Raw genomic sequence first — 14,769 nt, 5'->3', positions numbered from 1 at the left:
GGCACAAAAGCCTTCGCGCCTCCGTGGCGCGCTGACTAGTCTCCGCGCATGGCCTCACTCGCGCGGCGCCGCCTGTCCCCTGCCGACACCGGCCCGGCGCTGCGCGCCCTGCGCGCGTGGACACCGCCCGACGCCCCGTCCGGGAGCCTGCACCCCGGGGACGTGGGCTGGCTCCAGCGACTGGACGACGCGACCGTCTACCTCTGGACCGACAAGCGGGCCGACGCACGGGCCGACGCACGGACCTCCTCACAGGCCGAGGCCCGGTCCAGCAGCGACGCGGCGAAGTCGGCCCCCGTCGCGGTCGGTTTCCTCGACGGCCCCGTGCTGCGCGTGACCGCCGCGCCCGAAGCCGACTTCGGAGCGCTCGCGGCGGACGCGGAGGACCTGCTCGTACCCGGCAACGACGCGACCGACGGCCTGCCCGTGCCCGGCTGGGAGCCGGACACGGAGGAGCCCTGGCTGGTCTTCTCCTGGTCCCCGGGGCCGGTGTCGAGCCGCGCGGTACAGGTCACCGGGTCCGACGCCGACGACCGGGCGCTGGTGCACCGGTCCGCCTTCGAGGGATCCACGTTCTCCGTAGACCACTGGCGCAAAATGAAGGAGTCCCCCGCGGGCCACCTCGCCGTGGAGACGCTCGTCCGCACGCCCGCCGGAGACCCCGCCGCCGCCGCGACCGGCTGGTTCGGGGGTACGGGCCGATGCGGCCTGCTCGAACCGGTCGGCACCCATCCGGACCACCGAGGTCACGGCTACGGGCGCGACGCCGTACGGGGCGCGTGCACGGCACTCGTCGACCGGGGCGCGAGCGCGGTGGCCGTCCTGACGCCGGCCGGCAACGAGGCGGCGGCAGCGCTCTACCGGTCGGCCGGATTCACCCTCGTACGCGAGAACCACGACTGGACGCGCCCCGGCCGGGTGTGAACACCGCTCCTCGGCCGGACGGGCGACGACGCCTCGCGCCCGAACCAGGGAGCCGGGCAGCTCCGTGAACAACCTGCCACATGCCCAGGAGCGATCCTTCCAACGCTTGAGCCCTTCAGAACGCGAACAATTTCCCGGTCGCCGCGGGAGGCCGAGAAGTCTTCATCGTTGTTCATCCCCCGATGTGCGCACATGCTCACGTGTTGAGGGAGACCGTCCGTAGCGTGAATGGTTGCGTACTCCAGGGCCCGATCCCTTTGCGTAGGAGGGTGGCTCCGCTGCCATCTTCTTGCGTTATTGGCAAGGTGACATGCATCTAACGCAAGAACCCGTACGCTCGATTTCATGGCTCACGAACACCAGCACCAGCACCAGCACGGTCATGCGGCTCACTCCCACGACCCCGCCGCGACGCCGAACGGTCTCCCCGAGATCCTCGACCTCGACGCCGCCCTCTTCGCGCCCCACCTGACCGCACTCACCGGCCGTATCGCCTGCCTCGCCGGTGACGACGTCCGGAGCATCGTCGACCTCGGCTCGGGCACCGGGACCGGCACGTTCGCCCTGCTGGAGCGGTTCCCGACCGCCCGGGTGACCGCTGTCGACAGCTCCCCCGCCATGCTGGAGAGGCTCGCCTCGGCGGCCCGGGACCGGGGGCTCGGCGACCGCGTGCACACGGTGGAGGCCGACGCCGGTACGGGACTGCCCGGGGTCGTCGACGCCGACCTCGTCTGGGCGTCGGCGTCCCTGCACCACCTGGACGACCCCGCCACCGCCCTGGTCGGCATCCGCGCCGCGCTGCGTCCTGGCGGGCTGCTGGCCGTCGCGGAGGTGGACGGGATGCCGACCTTCCTGCCCGAGGGCGGGGAGCCGGGCGCGCTGGAACGCCGCTGCCGGGAGGCCCTCGACGGCCTGCATGCCGAGCAGTTGCCGCACCGGGGCGCCGACTGGGGCTCGCTGCTGGTGGCCGCCGGCTTCTCCGTCGAGCAGGAACGCGCCGAACCGTGGGAGCTGCGCGCCCCGCTGCCCGAGGGGGCGGGGCGGTACGCCTACCTCGTCTTCGAGCGCATCCGCGACAACCTGGTCGGACGCATCTCGCCGGAGGACCTGGCCGCACTCGACCGGCTCATCGACGGCGGGCCCGAGGACGTACGCCACCGGGACGACCTCGTCGTACGGTCGACCCGTGAGACGTGGATGGCCCGTCGCCCCGCCTGAGACGGGACCAGGACCAACCTGTTCCTGCCCCTGCCCCTGCCGACGGCCGCTCTAGCTGGTGACTGCGACGATCGTGCCCGTGGAGACCGCCGCCACCGTCCGCATCACCGCGGCGTTCACCGCTTCCGCGCCCCAACTGGTCCGCTCCAGTTCCTTCGCCCGCTTGTAGACCTTGCCGGACCACGGGATGGAGCGGTGCAGGGTCGGCAGGGTGCCGCTCGCGGAGAGCAGTCCGACCAGGGCCGCCGTACGGGCGTCGGGTTCCGCGCCGTCGATCAGGACGGCCCGGACCCTCTCCACCAGGGCTTTCTTGTACCCGGTGTCCGCGACCGTCGTCGACGTCGTGCGGAACAGGCCCAGCGTCTTCCTGGTCTCCCGGCGCAGCACGCCCCGCTCGACGAGCCGGTCGAGGACCGTCTCCCGTGTGACCACCCCCGTACCGATCTCGATCAGCAGCGTCTGGACGCCGCGCACGCGCTCCCCGACCTTCGCGTGGGCGGCCCGGAGCAGCGGATCGGACGACGCGGGACCGGCCACGGCGTGGACCTTCACGCCGTTCAGCCCCTTGTCGTCCTCGTCGGCCCTGATCCGGCCGCCGAGGCCCAGCTCGACGAGGACCGCGCCGCCCAGCGCGTAGTACAGCGTGCCCGCCCCCGCGATGGCCCCGGACCTGTCGTCCATCATCAGCAGCGTCAGGTCTTCAACGATGAGCATCTCGTTCTCGTTCCGCATGGTCATGTCCCACCGTCGGGGTCGGATACTCCGCTCTCCCCCCGAGCGTGCCCTGCGGAGGACGGGCGGGGCGGTGTGGGCTGTCACCTCTGTTCATGACAGATGTCATGAACAGCGGTCGTACAGGGTCCAGCGGTCGTCGTGGCCGCGATGAGTTTCCCGGACCGCCTCGGTCCTACTGGTGGGCGGCAACAGCCTCCTTCTCGTCGAGAGCTCCTGGACAGGCGGTATCCACGATGAACAGCACGATGAACAAGCTGAACAAGCAGTTCACCGCGACCCTGCGGAAGAGTCCGGAGAAGGGCGGCTGGACCTACGTCGTGTGGCCCGAGTCGGCCGAGTTCTTCGGCACCCGCGGCCTGGTGAAGGTCAGGGGCACCATCGACGGGCATCCGTTCCGCAGTTCGTTCATGGCCCTGGGCGACGGCACGCACAAGCTGCCGGTGAAGTCCGAGGTACGCAAGGCGATCGGCAAGGAGGAAGGGGACAGCGTGACCGTCCTCCTGGAGGAGCGGGCGGACGCTTGACCTCCGGATCGGTCGCCCTGCCGTGACAGCGGCGATCACCGCGGCGGTGACGAACCGCGCCCCACGATCCGCCGCTACATTGGCTGCCGGCAGGCTGGGTCAGCCAGGACGACGGATGAGGAGCGACGCGTGCGATTCGCGCTGGAAGCACTGCTGGTCGACGTGCCGGCCGAGCAGGTTGCCGAGGCTCGCGCCTTCTACCGGTCGAGGGTGGCAGGCCGCGGGCCCGGCTCGTACGAGGAGCTGAAGGAGGCCCGCGCGAAGAAGCCCGCTCCTCGTGCCGCCGTGCCGCCTGCCGTCGAAGAGACGGTCGAAGCCGCCGGCGTACGGGTCCCGGTCCGGATCTTCCTCCCCGCCGGCGGCCCGCCCCGGGCGGTCTACCTGGGCATCCACGGCGGCGGCTTCTACATGGGCTCCGCGGCGCAGGGCGACGAACGCCACCGCGAGCTCGCGGACGCCCTGGGCATCGCGGTCGTCGGCGTCGACTACCGGCTCGCGCCCGAGCACCCCTGGCCGGCCGCGCCCGACGACTGCGCGGCGGTTGCGCTCTGGCTCGTCGAAGAGGCCGAGGCCCGTTTCGGGACCTCCCGGCTCGCGATCGGCGGAAGCTCGGCCGGGGCCACCCTCGCCCTGGCGACCCTGCTCCGGCTGCGCGACCGGGGCCTCGCCGACCGGTTCGCAGGGGCCGCGCTCCGCTTCGGCACCTACGACCTGAGCGCACAGACCCCCGGCGGCCGTCGCATCGCGGACGAGTACTTCATCCAGGCCTACGTCGGCCAGGTCGCCGACCGCACCCTTCCCGACATCTCGCCCCTCTACGCCGACCTGAGCGGGCTTCCCCCGGCCCTGCTGGTCGTGGGAAGCGAGGACGTCCTACTGGAGGACAACCTGACGCTGGCGGGCCGGCTGTCGGCGGCCGGCAACGACGTGGAACTGCGCGTCTACCCCGAGTCGCCCCACGGCTTCACCGGCCACCCCACCACCTTGGCCGCAACGGCGTTCAGCGGCATCCACTCCTGGCTGCGCGACACGATCAGTCGCCCCTGACCCGGGCGTGCAGATGCATGTCGTGCCGGCCGTCGTCATGCACGGCCGCGTCGCGCTTGGTGCCCTCCAGGCGGTAGCCGGCCTTCGTGGCGACCCTGCACGAGGCGTGGTTGCGCGTCGAGTGGTCCAACTCCAGCCGGTGGAAGCCGATGTCGTCCAGCGCCCACGCGCTGACCGCCGCGAGCGCGCGGGAGGCGACCCCCGCGCCGCGTGCGGCCGGGAGCGCCCAGTACGCGACGTTCGCGACACCGTCGTCGAAGTCCAGGCCGCGCAACGCCATCCGGCCGAGCACCTCGCCGCTGTCACGGGCAACGGCCCAGTGGCAGCCCTTCTCCCGCTCCCAGTCCTGCCGGTATCCCTCGAACCACTCCCGGACCTGGGCCTCGGTCGAGGGCCGGTGCGTGTGCCAGCGGCGGGTCTCCTCGTCCCGGTAGGCGGAGAGGAACGCCGCCGCGTCGCTCCGTTCCCAGGGGCGCAGCAGCAGGCCACCGCCGGCCGTTGCCGGGACCACGGGTTGCGGAGCTGCGGCGAGGCAGCCGGAGATCATCGCGGGCGGTGTCGACAGGACGCGGGTCATGACCCCATCGTCACCCGCGCCCCCTCACTGCCGCAGCCGGACCAGCCCGGGCCCGGTCTTCACGACGACTGATCCAGGGGTTCACCCCGGCCCCTCAGGAGCGTCCGCCGCGCTGCCAGCGCTGCGCACCGAGGGGTGTGGGTCCACCGGCGAGCTGATCCGCGAACGGCTGGACCAGGCTCTGCGCCTCGTCCGGGAACGCTTGCACGGCCGCGACCACTCCCGTCGTGCGGGCTCCCTCGTCGTCGACCAGAACAGCCACGAAGCTCAGTCGCCCGTCCGGCTCCGCGCCCAGCAGCCGCTGCTCGACCGGGCCCGGGGCTCGGTCCTGCGCAGGCCACCGGGCGGTGATCAGCGTGTACGGGGCATCCGCCGCCGGTTCGCGGCGCAGCAGCACCACCGTTGCGACCGCCGTGAACGCCCGGTAGAGACCGGCCTTCCAGAACGGCTCCTCGGTCGCGAACCGCTCGGCGGCGGCACGGTCGGCGAGGTCGACGACGTGGACGCTCCCCGTGTGCTCCTCACCGTCGTCGGACAGGGTGGGTCCGCGGAGTATCAGCCGACTGTCGAAGCGGTCCATGTAGGACCAGTGCTCCTCGGACAGCTCCATCAACTGGTCGGCGACATCCGGCTGGTCCTCAGCATGAACGTAGAACGGCATGCCGCCACGGTATCGGAGCGCCCGGAGCGTGACCGGACGACCGCCCACGCCTCACGGCCGCAGCCGGACCAGCCCCGGGCCCGACGGGTGACCGGGCCCGAAGGCGTCGGGAATCCCCAGCCTCAGGCCCCGGCTCCGGGCGACCCGGTGGACGTCCCGCAGGGAGTGCGCCAGGGCGGCGGCGACATGGCGGAGCTGGACGGCCGTGGACCCGTCGTCCGCGACCATGTCGTCGGCGTGGTCCAGGAGTTCGTACGCCATGCCGAGCTGCAAGGCCTCGACCTTGTCGGCCTCACGCGAGACCTTGCCGCCGCCGTCGCCGACTACGTAGCAGGGCCTGCCGTCCGTTCCGGCCCAAGGAAGCAGGCGTGCGGCGTTATGGGGCTGTTCGTTCATGAGGGCGTCAACTCCGTGCACGGTGGGGGTGAATTCTTCGCTGCGTAGCGATCCACTCACAGCGTGCGAGCAGCGAGGCTAGGCTCGCCAGAGGGTTTGTGGTGACACCGCGTTCGTCGCACGGGAGTTGGCTGTGAGTAATACCTATGGCGAATGGTTAAAGGCCCAGCGAGAGGCGGCCGGGCTGACACAGCAGCAGCTCGCGGACCTGGCGTTGATGACGCGGTCGCATATCTCGCACATCGAGGCGGGGCGTCGCATGCCGAGCGAGGAGGACGCCCGGCGGTTGGACAAGGCGCTGGGGACGGGCAATGTGCTCACGAGCTTCCGGCCGGGAGCGGAGGATGACGGAGTCCTCGCGGACTACTTCGGCGCGGCGCGACACCTCGAACAGCAGGCGACAATGATCCGCGAGTTCGCCCTGTCTTTCCTTCCGGGCATCCTCCAGACCGAGGCGTACGCACGCGCCGTCCTCGGCATGGCGTTCCCACCGTTGAGCCCGACGGAGTGTGACAAGGCCGTCGTCGCACGGCTGAATCGCGCAAAGGTCTTCCAAAGTGCCAAGCCACCTGTGGTCTGGGCGATATTGGACGAAGCATCGCTCCGGCGCCCGATCGGTGGACCGAAGGTCATGGCGGAGCAGTTGGACCACATCGTCGAGCTCACCGAAGCAAAGCTCATCCGCACGCACGTGCTTCCCATGTCGATCGGGTTCCACTCGTTACTGGAAAGCATGCTGACGTTGATGTGGTTCGATGACCAGCCGCCAGTGGCCTACAGCGAGGGAGTGCGGGTAGGGAAGTTGCACGACTCGCCAGCCGTAGTCGAGGCACTTCAGAGCCGTTACGCTCTTTCCCTGAGCGACTCCCTGTCACGAGACGACTCTTTGGCAGTGGTGAAGGCAACAGCGAGGGGCTACAGAGAACATGGCCAGGCGGAGCATCCCGACCAACGTCTCGCCCACCCGCTGGCGCAAGTCCTCCTACAGCGGTAGCGAGTCGGGCAGCTGCCTGGAAGTCCAGGACCACCACCCCACCGCCGTCCCCGTCCGCGACTCCAAGGTCCCCGGCGGGCCCGCCCTGCTCGTCCCCGCCGCCGGGTGGACCTCCTTCGTGGACGCGGTCAAGCGCGGGACCCTCTCCGCCTGACCGAAGGACAGGCGGAAAGGTCCCTGCGCCTCACGCCCCCACGTACTCCGCCAGGTGCTCGCCTGTCAGCGTGGAGCGGTCGGCCACCAGGTCGGCCGGGGTGCCCTCGAAAACGATCTGGCCGCCGTCGTGGCCGGCGCCGGGGCCGAGGTCGATGATCCAGTCGGCGTGGGCCATCACCGCCTGGTGGTGCTCGATGACGATCACCGACTTTCCGGAGTCGACCAGCCGGTCCAGCAGGCCGAGGAGCTGTTCCACGTCCGCGAGGTGCAGGCCGGTGGTCGGTTCGTCCAGTACGAGGACCTGGCGGTCGCCGCCCTTGTCGGCCATGTGCGTGGCCAGCTTCAGGCGTTGGCGTTCGCCGCCGGACAGGGTGGTGAGCGGCTGGCCGAGGCTCAGGTAGCCCAGGCCGACGTCCACGAGACGGTCGAGGATCTTGTGTGCGGCCGGGAGGGCCGCCTCGCCGGAGCCGAAGAACTCCTCGGCCTGGGCGACCGACATCGCGAGGACCTCGCTGATGTCGCGGCCGCCCAGGTGGTAGTCGAGCACCGAGGCCTGGAACCGCTTGCCCTCGCAGTCCTCGCAGGGGCTGGAGACGCTCGCCATCATGCCGAGGTCGGTGAAGATGACGCCCGCGCCGTTGCAGGTGGGGCAGGCACCCTCGGAGTTGGCGCTGAACAGGGCCGGCTTCACGCCGTTGGCCTTGGCGAAGGCCTTGCGGATCGGCTCCAGGAGGCCCGTGTACGTCGCCGGGTTGCTGCGGCGGGAGCCCTTGATGGGGCTCTGGTCGACCGAGATGACGTTCTCGCCCGCCGGGATCGAGCCGTGGACGAGCGAGCTCTTTCCGGAGCCGGCGACGCCGGTGATGACGGTGAGGACTCCGAGCGGGATGTCGACGTCGACGTCGTGGAGGTTGTGCGAGGTCGCGCCCCGGATCTCCAGCGCGCCGGTGGACTTGCGCACCTCGTCCTTGAGGACGGCACGGTCGTCCAGGTGGCGGCCGGTGACGGTGTCGGAGGCGCGGAGTCCTTCCAGGGTGCCTTCGAAGCAGACGGTGCCGCCCGCCGTGCCGGCCCCGGGGCCGAGGTCGACCACGTGGTCGGCGATGGCGATGGCCTCGGGCTTGTGCTCCACGACCAGGACGGTGTTGCCCTTGTCGCGCAGGCGCAGCAGGAGGTCGTTCATGCGCTGGATGTCGTGCGGGTGCAGGCCGATGGTGGGCTCGTCGAAGACGTAGGTGACGTCGGTGAGCGAGGAGCCGAGGTGGCGGATCATCTTGACGCGCTGCGCCTCGCCGCCGGACAGGGTGCCCGACGGGCGGTCCAGGGCGAGGTAGCCGAGGCCGATCTCCACGAAGGAGTCCAGGGTCTGCTGGAGGGCTTCGAGGAGCGGGGCGACCGAGGGTTCGTCCAGACCGCGGACCCATTCCGCGAGGTCGCGGATCTCCATCGCGCAGGCGTCGGCGATCGAGACCTTGTCGATCTTCGAGGAGCGGGCGCCCTCGGTGAGCCGGGTCCCCTCGCACTCGGGGCAGGTGGTGAAAGTGACCGCCCGGTCGACGAACTCCCGGATGTGGGGCTGCATCGACTCGCGGTCCTTGGAGAGGAACGACTTCTGGATCTTGGGGATCAGCCCTTCGAAGGTGAGGTTCGCGCCCTCGACCTTCACCTTGGTCGGCTCCCGGTAGAGGAAGTCCTGCATCTCCTTCTTGGTGAACTTGGCGATCGGCTTGTCCGGGTCCAGGAAGCCCGACTCCGCGTACGTCCGCACCGTCCACCAGCTGTCCGACTTCCAACCGGGGATGGTGAACGCGCCCTCGGCGATCGACTTGGAGTCGTCGTAGAGCTGGGTGAGGTCGATGTCGGAGACCGAGCCGCGGCCCTCGCAGCGGTTGCACATACCGCCCGTGCGGCTGAAGGTCGCCTTGACCGCCTTCTTGTTGCCCCGCTCGACGGTGATCGCGCCGCTCGCCGTCACCGAGGGGACGTTGAAGGCGAACGCGCCGGGCGGGCCGATGTGCGGCTTGCCCAGCCGGCTGAAGAGGATACGCAGCATGGCGTTGGCGTCGGTGGCGGTGCCGACCGTGGAGCGGGGGTCGCTGCCCATGCGCTGCTGGTCGACGATGATCGCGGTCGTCAGCCCGTCGAGGACATCGACGTCGGGTCGCGCCTGCGTGGGCATGAAGCCCTGGACGAAGGCGGGGTAGGTCTCGTTGATCAGCCGCTGGGACTCCGCGGCGATCGTGGCGAAGACCAGCGAGCTCTTGCCCGAGCCGGAGACTCCGGTGAACACCGTCAGCCGGCGCTTCGGAAGCTCGATGCTGACGTCCTTCAGGTTGTTCTCCCGCGCACCGTGCACACGGATCAGGTCGTGGCTGTCGGCGGCGTGCGGCGCGGGCGGCTGCTGGGTCTTCGTTCGCGGAGCCATGCTCGTCGTCTCTCCATTACTGGTGCGCGGGACCTGCTGGTGCGTGGACCCGCTGGTGCGTGGGACCCGCTGGTGCGTGGAGCCGTTGGGTGCGGGGGCCTTGCTGGTGCGGCTCGTGGCGGGTCGGGTGGTGCGGCTCGTGGCAAGTGGTGCGGCTGGTACGGGCGGCCCGCTGGTGCGCGGAGCCTACTGATCGTGCGTGAGGGCCGGGGCCTGTTCCGGCCCCGGCCCCTCACGGGCTGGTGTCACGGGCTGGTGTCACGGGCTGGTGCTACTTCTTGGCCTGGGTAATGCGGAGCATGTTGCCGGAGGGGTCGCGGAAGGCGCAGTCGCGGACGCCGTACGGCTGGTCGATCGGCTCCTGGAGCACTTCGCCGCCCGCCGCGCGGACCTTCTCGAACGCCGCGTCGACGTCCTCGGAGGAGAGGATGACGCCGCGCAGCATGCCCTTGGCGAGCAGCTCGGCCATGGTCCGGCGGTCGGCTTCCGGGGCGTTCGGGTCCGCGAGCGGGGGTTCGAGGACGATCTCCACGTCCGGCTGTGCGGGGGACCCTACGGTCACCCAGCGCATGCCTTCGAATCCGACGTCGTTGCGCACCTCCATGCCCAGGGCGTCGCGGTAGAAGGCGAGGGCCTTGTCGTGGTCGTCGACGGCGATGAAGCACTGCGAGAGGTTGATGTTCATGCGTTTCACGCTACGGGCGGGGCTTGCGATCCGCTTCTCCATTCCTGACCGGTCGTGTGAGCATCTTGGCGACGCACGCCGGGATGGTCTCGCCCGCGTCGTGGGGGCGGGCCCGGTAGGCGCTCGGGCTCTCCCCGACCAGCTCCGTGAAGCGGGAGCTGAACGAGCCCAGCGACGTACAGCCGACGGCGAAGCAGACGTCCGTGACCGACAGGTCGCCCCGGCGCAGCAGTGCTTTGGCCCGCTCGATGCGGCGGGTCATGAGATAGCTGTACGGGGTCTCGCCGAAGGCGGCCCGGAAGCTGCGGGAGAAGTGGCCGGGCGACATCAGGGCGGCACGGGCCAGCGAGGGCACGTCGAGCGGTTCGGCGTACTCGCGGTCCATGCGGTCGCGGGCCCGACGCAACCGGGCCAGGTCCTCCAGCCTCACAGCCTCACCCCTCACCCCTCCCAACCCCTTCACCCTCCCACGGCCGACGGTGCCCGGCCCCTCCCGCGGAAGCGGGGCCCGGTCACCACTCGCGCTCGGCGATCAGCTTCTCCGGGTCCGCGTCCGTGAAGCCGTACGCCGTCGCGATGGTCCAGAAGGCCTCACCTATCTCCTCGCGGGCGACCGTCTCGATCTCGCTCCCCGCCGCCTCGAACTCCGCCTCCAGGTCGTTGAAGGCCCGGGTCGGCGCGGCGGTCAGGGCGTACAGGGCGGCGAGGTCCGCGGGCTTCTCGGCCTCGATCCGCTCGCACAGGGCTCGCAGGACCGCCGTGCCCTTGTCCAGGACGTGGTCGGGGAAGTAGTCGTCCTCGTACAGCAGGGCCAGGAACCTGTACTGCGCCAGCTGCTCGTTCGTGATGGTCACGGTGGTCTCCCCCATGCGTTCCGTACGTTCCATCGCCGTCGTTCCGATACTCCCCCACACCACTGACAATGGGGCCGCACGCGGGTGGCGGGGGTCCGGTGCGCAGCCGGCTTCCGCGTGCCGAGCATCACCCTGGACAGCGACCACAACCGGCGGGTAACTTCGAGGGAAGTCTGAGCAAGCGCTTAGCCGAGAACGACGCGATCGAATCGACTGCCGACCTAGGAGGCATCCCGTGCGCCGTACGGTATTCAACGAGGACCACGAGGCGTTCCGGGAGACCATCCGCGCCTTCATCGCGGCCGAGGTCGTGCCGGTCTACGACGAGTGGTTCGCCGCGGGCCAGGCGCCGCGCGACTTCTACCTCAAGCTGGGCGAGCTGGGCGTCTTCGGCATCGAGGTCGACGAGGAGTACGGCGGCGCGGGCATCGACTCGCACAAGTACGAGGCCGTCATCTACGAGGAGACCGCCCGTGCGGGCGTCTCCTTCGGCGGCTCCGGCGTGCACACGCTGCTCGGCCTCCCGTACATCAAGATGCTGGCCACCGGCGACCAGAAGAAGCGCTGGCTGCCGAAGTTCGCGAGCGGCGAGGAGATGTGGGCCCTCGCGATGACGGAGCCGGGCACCGGCTCCGACGTCGCGGGCATGAAGACCACCGCCAAGCTCTCCGAGGACGGCACGCACTACGTCCTCAACGGGTCCAAGACCTTCATCACCGGCGGTGTCCACGCCGACCGCGTGATCGTCTGCGCCCGCACCGCCGCCCCCCGCGAGGACGACCGCCGCTTCGGCATCTCCCTCTTCGCCGTCGACACGAAGTCCGAGGGCTACTCGGTCGGCCGCAAGCTCGACAAGCTGGGCCTGCGCGTCTCGGACACCGCCGAGCTGGCGTTCGTCGACGTCAAGGTCCCGGTCGAGGACCTCATGGGCGAGGAGAACAAGGGCTTCGGCTACCTCGGCACCAACCTGGCCTCCGAGCGCTGGGGCATCGCCTTCGGCGCGTACGCCCAGGCAGCGGCCGCCGTCCGGTTCGCCAAGGAGTACGTGCAGGACCGCACGGTCTTCGGCAAGACGGTCGCCTCGTTCCAGAACACCAAGTTCGAGCTGGCCGCCTGCCAGGCCGAGGTGGACGCGGCCCAGGCCGTCGCCGACCGCGCGCTGGAGGCCCTGGACGCCGGAGAGCTGACGGCGGCCGAGGCCGCCTCCGCGAAGCTGTTCTGCACCGAGGTCGCCCACCGCGTCATCGACCGCTGCCTCCAGCTGCACGGCGGCTACGGCTTCATGAACGAGTACCCGATCGCGCGCCTGTACGCGGACAACCGGGTCAACCGCATCTACGGTGGCACCAGCGAGGTCATGAAGTCGATCATCGCCAAGTCCATGGGCCTGTAGAGGGGTTACCTTCCCGTCCATGAACGAGAGTCCCGATCCCCTGCTCGATCTGCTCCACCTGCTCGACCTGGAGCGGATCGAGCGGGACATCTTCCGGGGCGTGAGCCGCAGCGCGGTCGTGCCCCGGGTGTTCGGCGGCCAGGTCGCGGCCCAGGCGCTCGTCGCCGCGGGCCGCACCGTCCCCGCCGACAGGGCCGCCCACTCCCTGCACGCGTACTTCCTGCGGGCGGGCGACCCCGGCGCGCCCATCGTCTACAGCGTCGACCGCATCCGCGACGGGAAGTCCTTCACCACCCGCCGCGTCGTCGCCGTCCAGCACGGGCAGCCGATCTTCCACCTCTCCGCGTCCTTCCAGGCGTACGAGGAGGGCATGGACCACCAGGCGCCGATGCCCGCCGCCCCTGACCCGGAGACCCTGCCGACGGCCGCCGAGATGCTGCCCCGGTACGCCGACCGCTTCAGCGATCCGGAGGTCGTGGACCGGCTGATCGAGGCGCGGGCCGCGGTGGACCTGCGGTACGTGGACGCGCCGCCGTTCGGCACGGTGGGCGAGGCGCGCGAACCCCGGTCCCAGGTGTGGTTCCGCACGAACGGCAAGCTCGCGGACGACCCGCTGCTCCACGTCTGCCTGGCGACCTACGTCTCCGACATGACGCTGCTCGACTCGGTGCTCCTCGCCCACGGGCGGGGCGGCTGGGCGGTCGGGGACGTGGTCGGCGCGAGCCTGGACCACGCGATGTGGTTCCACCGGCCGTTCCGGGCGGACGAGTGGCTGCTGTACGACCAGGAGTCGCCCTCCGCCTCCGGCGGTCGCGGACTGGGCCAGGCCCGCATCTACACCGCCGACGGACGCCTCGCGATCACCGTCATCCAGGAAGGCGTCGTCCGCGTTCCCCGGTGATGACGCGCCCCGTCCCCGGGGAAGGCCCCGGAAAAGCCCCGGGGATGTCGCGTCCCCGGGGATGAGCGCCATCTGAAGCGCCATTTCGGACATACTCCCCACCATGAGCGACGCGAAAGCGGACAGTGGGACCGATGGTGGGGAGTCCACGTTCACGGTGATCGTGGCGGCCGTCGCCAACCTCGGCATCGCCGTGGCGAAGGCCGTCGCCGGGCTGATCAGCGGCTCCAGCGCGATGCTCTCCGAGGCGGCCCACTCGGTCGCCGACACCGTCACCGAGGTCATGCTCCTCGCCGCGCTCAAGCGGAGCGGGAAGCCGGCCGACGAGGACCATCCGCTCGGCCACGGCCCCGAGCGCTACATCTGGGCGATGCTCGCCTCCATCGCCACCTTCGTCGGCGGGGCCGTCTTCTCCCTCTACGACGGCATCCACACCCTCGTCGAGGGCGAGGAGCTGGGCGACCCCCTCGTCTCCTACCTCGTCCTCGGCGTCGCCTTCCTCCTGGAGGGCTACTCGCTGCGCACCGGGGTCAAGCAGGTGCGGCGCGAGGCGTCACGGCTGCGGGTGCCGGACGCGTACTACCTGCGCCACACCCCGGACACGGCGGTGAAGGCCGTCGTGATGGAGGACTCGGCGGCCTTGATCGGGCTGCTGCTGGCGGCGGGCGGACTGCTCGGCGGGCAGCTCTCGGGCTCGGGGGTCTGGGACGGGATCGCCTCCTGCCTGATCGGCCTGCTGCTCGTGTACGTGGCCTGGGTGCTCGGCCGCACCAACGCGCAGCTGCTCATCGGGCGGCCGCTGCCCCCGGCGATGCGGTCCGGGGTGCGCGAGGAGCTGCTGTCGGTGCCGCACATCGTGGACGTACTGGAGCTGACCACGCTCATCCAGGGGCCGTCCGAGATCCTGATCGCCGCGAAGATCGACTTCCGGGACATGGCCACCGCCACGGAGGTCGAGTGGGCCTGCGAGGAGGCGGAAGCCCAGTTGCGCGAGCGGTTCCCGTCGGTGCGGCGGGTCTATCTGGACCCGACGCCGGGGCGGGCGCAGCGGCTGCGGCAGCAGCACCCCGGCCCCTGAGGCTTGCGGCATCGGCCCCGCGGTGCGAAGGGCTTCGTGCTCCTGCACGCCGCTGGGAGATGGAACACACTCGGCTGCATCCTGTGAGCCCGCCGCAACGTCCGCGACGACGAACGTCTCCCCCAGCGCTGGGAAGCACACCTGACCTGGTCACTCGTCACAGTGATGACCCGGCGCCTGACCCGAGGCAGCATACGACCG

At 70.6% G+C, this 14,769-nt stretch carries 17 protein-coding genes; 9 read left to right on the top strand and 8 right to left on the bottom strand.

The genetic code is table 11. From position 1 onward, the window contains the following. Positions 1-48 precede the first annotated feature (48 nt). Positions 49-924: a GNAT family N-acetyltransferase gene (locus N7925_RS23950; protein ID WP_274345108.1), complete on the top strand. Its 876-nt coding sequence runs from the start codon at positions 49-51 to the stop codon at positions 922-924. Positions 925-1,269: 345 nt separating this feature from the next. Further along, positions 1,270-2,142, top strand: coding sequence for a class I SAM-dependent methyltransferase (locus N7925_RS23945; protein WP_274345107.1), 873 nt, complete (start codon positions 1,270-1,272; stop codon positions 2,140-2,142). 51 nt (positions 2,143-2,193) lie between these two features. On the opposite strand, the gene N7925_RS23940 is transcribed toward N7925_RS23945, so the two are convergent. After that, positions 2,194-2,880: a GOLPH3/VPS74 family protein gene (locus N7925_RS23940; RefSeq protein WP_274345106.1), complete on the bottom strand. Its 687-nt coding sequence runs from the start codon at positions 2,878-2,880 to the stop codon at positions 2,194-2,196. A 242-nt stretch (positions 2,881-3,122) separates the two neighbouring features. Here N7925_RS23940 and N7925_RS23935 point away from each other — a divergent pair, with 242 nt between their 5' ends. Further along, positions 3,123-3,401, top strand: coding sequence for a DUF1905 domain-containing protein (locus N7925_RS23935; RefSeq protein ID WP_265603989.1), 279 nt, complete (start codon positions 3,123-3,125; stop codon positions 3,399-3,401). Positions 3,402-3,530: 129 nt separating this feature from the next. After that, a complete protein-coding gene (locus tag N7925_RS23930; RefSeq protein ID WP_265601500.1) occupies positions 3,531-4,448 on the top strand; it encodes an alpha/beta hydrolase in 918 nt (305 codons plus the stop codon). On the opposite strand, the gene N7925_RS23925 is transcribed toward N7925_RS23930, so the two are convergent. The 3 genes from N7925_RS23925 to N7925_RS23915 form a co-directional block, all read right to left on the bottom strand. Beyond that, a complete protein-coding gene (locus tag N7925_RS23925) occupies positions 4,435-5,025 on the bottom strand; it encodes a GNAT family N-acetyltransferase (protein WP_265601499.1) in 591 nt (196 codons plus the stop codon). The two genes, N7925_RS23930 and N7925_RS23925, sit on opposite strands and share 14 nt — an antisense overlap. 94 nt (positions 5,026-5,119) lie before the next feature. After that, positions 5,120-5,686: a YciI family protein gene (locus N7925_RS23920; protein WP_265601498.1), complete on the bottom strand. Its 567-nt coding sequence runs from the start codon at positions 5,684-5,686 to the stop codon at positions 5,120-5,122. A 51-nt stretch (positions 5,687-5,737) separates the two neighbouring features. Continuing rightward, positions 5,738-6,082: a hypothetical protein gene (locus N7925_RS23915; protein ID WP_274345105.1), complete on the bottom strand. Its 345-nt coding sequence runs from the start codon at positions 6,080-6,082 to the stop codon at positions 5,738-5,740. Positions 6,083-6,215: 133 nt separating this feature from the next. Here N7925_RS23915 and N7925_RS23910 point away from each other — a divergent pair, with 133 nt between their 5' ends. Next, the gene (locus tag N7925_RS23910) at positions 6,216-7,076 is read left to right on the top strand and encodes a helix-turn-helix domain-containing protein (RefSeq protein WP_274345104.1); all 861 of its coding nucleotides are present in this window, start codon (positions 6,216-6,218) and stop codon (positions 7,074-7,076) included. Then, a complete protein-coding gene (locus tag N7925_RS23905; protein WP_274345103.1) occupies positions 7,009-7,230 on the top strand; it encodes a DUF397 domain-containing protein in 222 nt (73 codons plus the stop codon). Before N7925_RS23910 ends, N7925_RS23905 begins: the two co-directional genes overlap by 68 nt. Positions 7,231-7,260: 30 nt before the next feature. Here the strand turns inward: N7925_RS23905 and N7925_RS23900 are convergent, their stop codons facing one another. The 4 genes from N7925_RS23900 to N7925_RS23885 all read right to left on the bottom strand — a co-directional run bounded on the left by N7925_RS23900 (position 7,261) and on the right by N7925_RS23885 (position 11,196). Continuing rightward, entirely contained in the window at positions 7,261-9,657 is a 2,397-nt protein-coding gene (locus N7925_RS23900; RefSeq protein ID WP_265601494.1) for an excinuclease ABC subunit UvrA, read from the bottom strand. A gap of 271 nt (positions 9,658-9,928) precedes the next feature. Further along, positions 9,929-10,342 carry a VOC family protein gene (locus tag N7925_RS23895; protein WP_026290780.1) on the bottom strand — a complete coding sequence of 138 codons (414 nt, stop codon included), beginning with the start codon at positions 10,340-10,342 and terminating at the stop codon, positions 9,929-9,931. A 10-nt stretch (positions 10,343-10,352) separates the two neighbouring features. Further along, entirely contained in the window at positions 10,353-10,772 is a 420-nt protein-coding gene (locus tag N7925_RS23890; RefSeq protein ID WP_097867123.1) for a helix-turn-helix transcriptional regulator, read from the bottom strand. Between the two features lie 82 nt (positions 10,773-10,854). Next, entirely contained in the window at positions 10,855-11,196 is a 342-nt protein-coding gene (locus N7925_RS23885; protein ID WP_265601493.1) for a DUF5713 family protein, read from the bottom strand. Positions 11,197-11,431: 235 nt separating this feature from the next. Between N7925_RS23885 and N7925_RS23880 the strand changes: the two genes are divergently transcribed. From N7925_RS23880 to N7925_RS23870, 3 genes are all read left to right on the top strand, one after another. Further along, on the top strand, positions 11,432-12,589 hold the full coding sequence (locus tag N7925_RS23880; RefSeq protein WP_274345102.1) for an acyl-CoA dehydrogenase family protein: 1,158 nt from the start codon (positions 11,432-11,434) through the stop codon (positions 12,587-12,589). Between the two features lie 19 nt (positions 12,590-12,608). Further along, a complete protein-coding gene (locus tag N7925_RS23875) occupies positions 12,609-13,490 on the top strand; it encodes an acyl-CoA thioesterase (protein WP_265601492.1) in 882 nt (293 codons plus the stop codon). 103 nt (positions 13,491-13,593) lie between these two features. Then, positions 13,594-14,568: a cation diffusion facilitator family transporter gene (locus N7925_RS23870; protein WP_265601491.1), complete on the top strand. Its 975-nt coding sequence runs from the start codon at positions 13,594-13,596 to the stop codon at positions 14,566-14,568. Positions 14,569-14,769 lie beyond the last annotated feature (201 nt).

It is taken from the genome of Streptomyces sp. CA-278952 (assembly GCF_028747205.1).
Taxonomy (GTDB): domain Bacteria; phylum Actinomycetota; class Actinomycetes; order Streptomycetales; family Streptomycetaceae; genus Streptomyces.
The sequence above is the reverse complement of the archived record's forward strand: the minus strand, read 5'-3'. Positions and strand labels throughout refer to the sequence as shown.

Coding starts and splice junctions, on each gene's coding strand:
- N7925_RS23950 (WP_274345108.1), top strand. CDS start 49: ATGGCCTCACTCGCGCGGCGCCGCCTGTCCCCTGCCGACACCGGCCCG.
- N7925_RS23945 (WP_274345107.1), top strand. CDS start 1,270: ATGGCTCACGAACACCAGCACCAGCACCAGCACGGTCATGCGGCTCAC.
- N7925_RS23940 (WP_274345106.1), bottom strand. CDS start 2,880: ATGACCATGCGGAACGAGAACGAGATGCTCATCGTTGAAGACCTGACG.
- N7925_RS23935 (WP_265603989.1), top strand. CDS start 3,123: ATGAACAAGCTGAACAAGCAGTTCACCGCGACCCTGCGGAAGAGTCCG.
- N7925_RS23925 (WP_265601499.1), bottom strand. CDS start 5,025: ATGACCCGCGTCCTGTCGACACCGCCCGCGATGATCTCCGGCTGCCTC.
- N7925_RS23920 (WP_265601498.1), bottom strand. CDS start 5,686: ATGCCGTTCTACGTTCATGCTGAGGACCAGCCGGATGTCGCCGACCAG.
- N7925_RS23915 (WP_274345105.1), bottom strand. CDS start 6,082: ATGAACGAACAGCCCCATAACGCCGCACGCCTGCTTCCTTGGGCCGGA.
- N7925_RS23905 (WP_274345103.1), top strand. CDS start 7,009: ATGGCCAGGCGGAGCATCCCGACCAACGTCTCGCCCACCCGCTGGCGC.
- N7925_RS23900 (WP_265601494.1), bottom strand. CDS start 9,657: ATGGCTCCGCGAACGAAGACCCAGCAGCCGCCCGCGCCGCACGCCGCC.
- N7925_RS23895 (WP_026290780.1), bottom strand. CDS start 10,342: ATGAACATCAACCTCTCGCAGTGCTTCATCGCCGTCGACGACCACGAC.
- N7925_RS23875 (WP_265601492.1), top strand. CDS start 12,609: ATGAACGAGAGTCCCGATCCCCTGCTCGATCTGCTCCACCTGCTCGAC.
- N7925_RS23870 (WP_265601491.1), top strand. CDS start 13,594: ATGAGCGACGCGAAAGCGGACAGTGGGACCGATGGTGGGGAGTCCACG.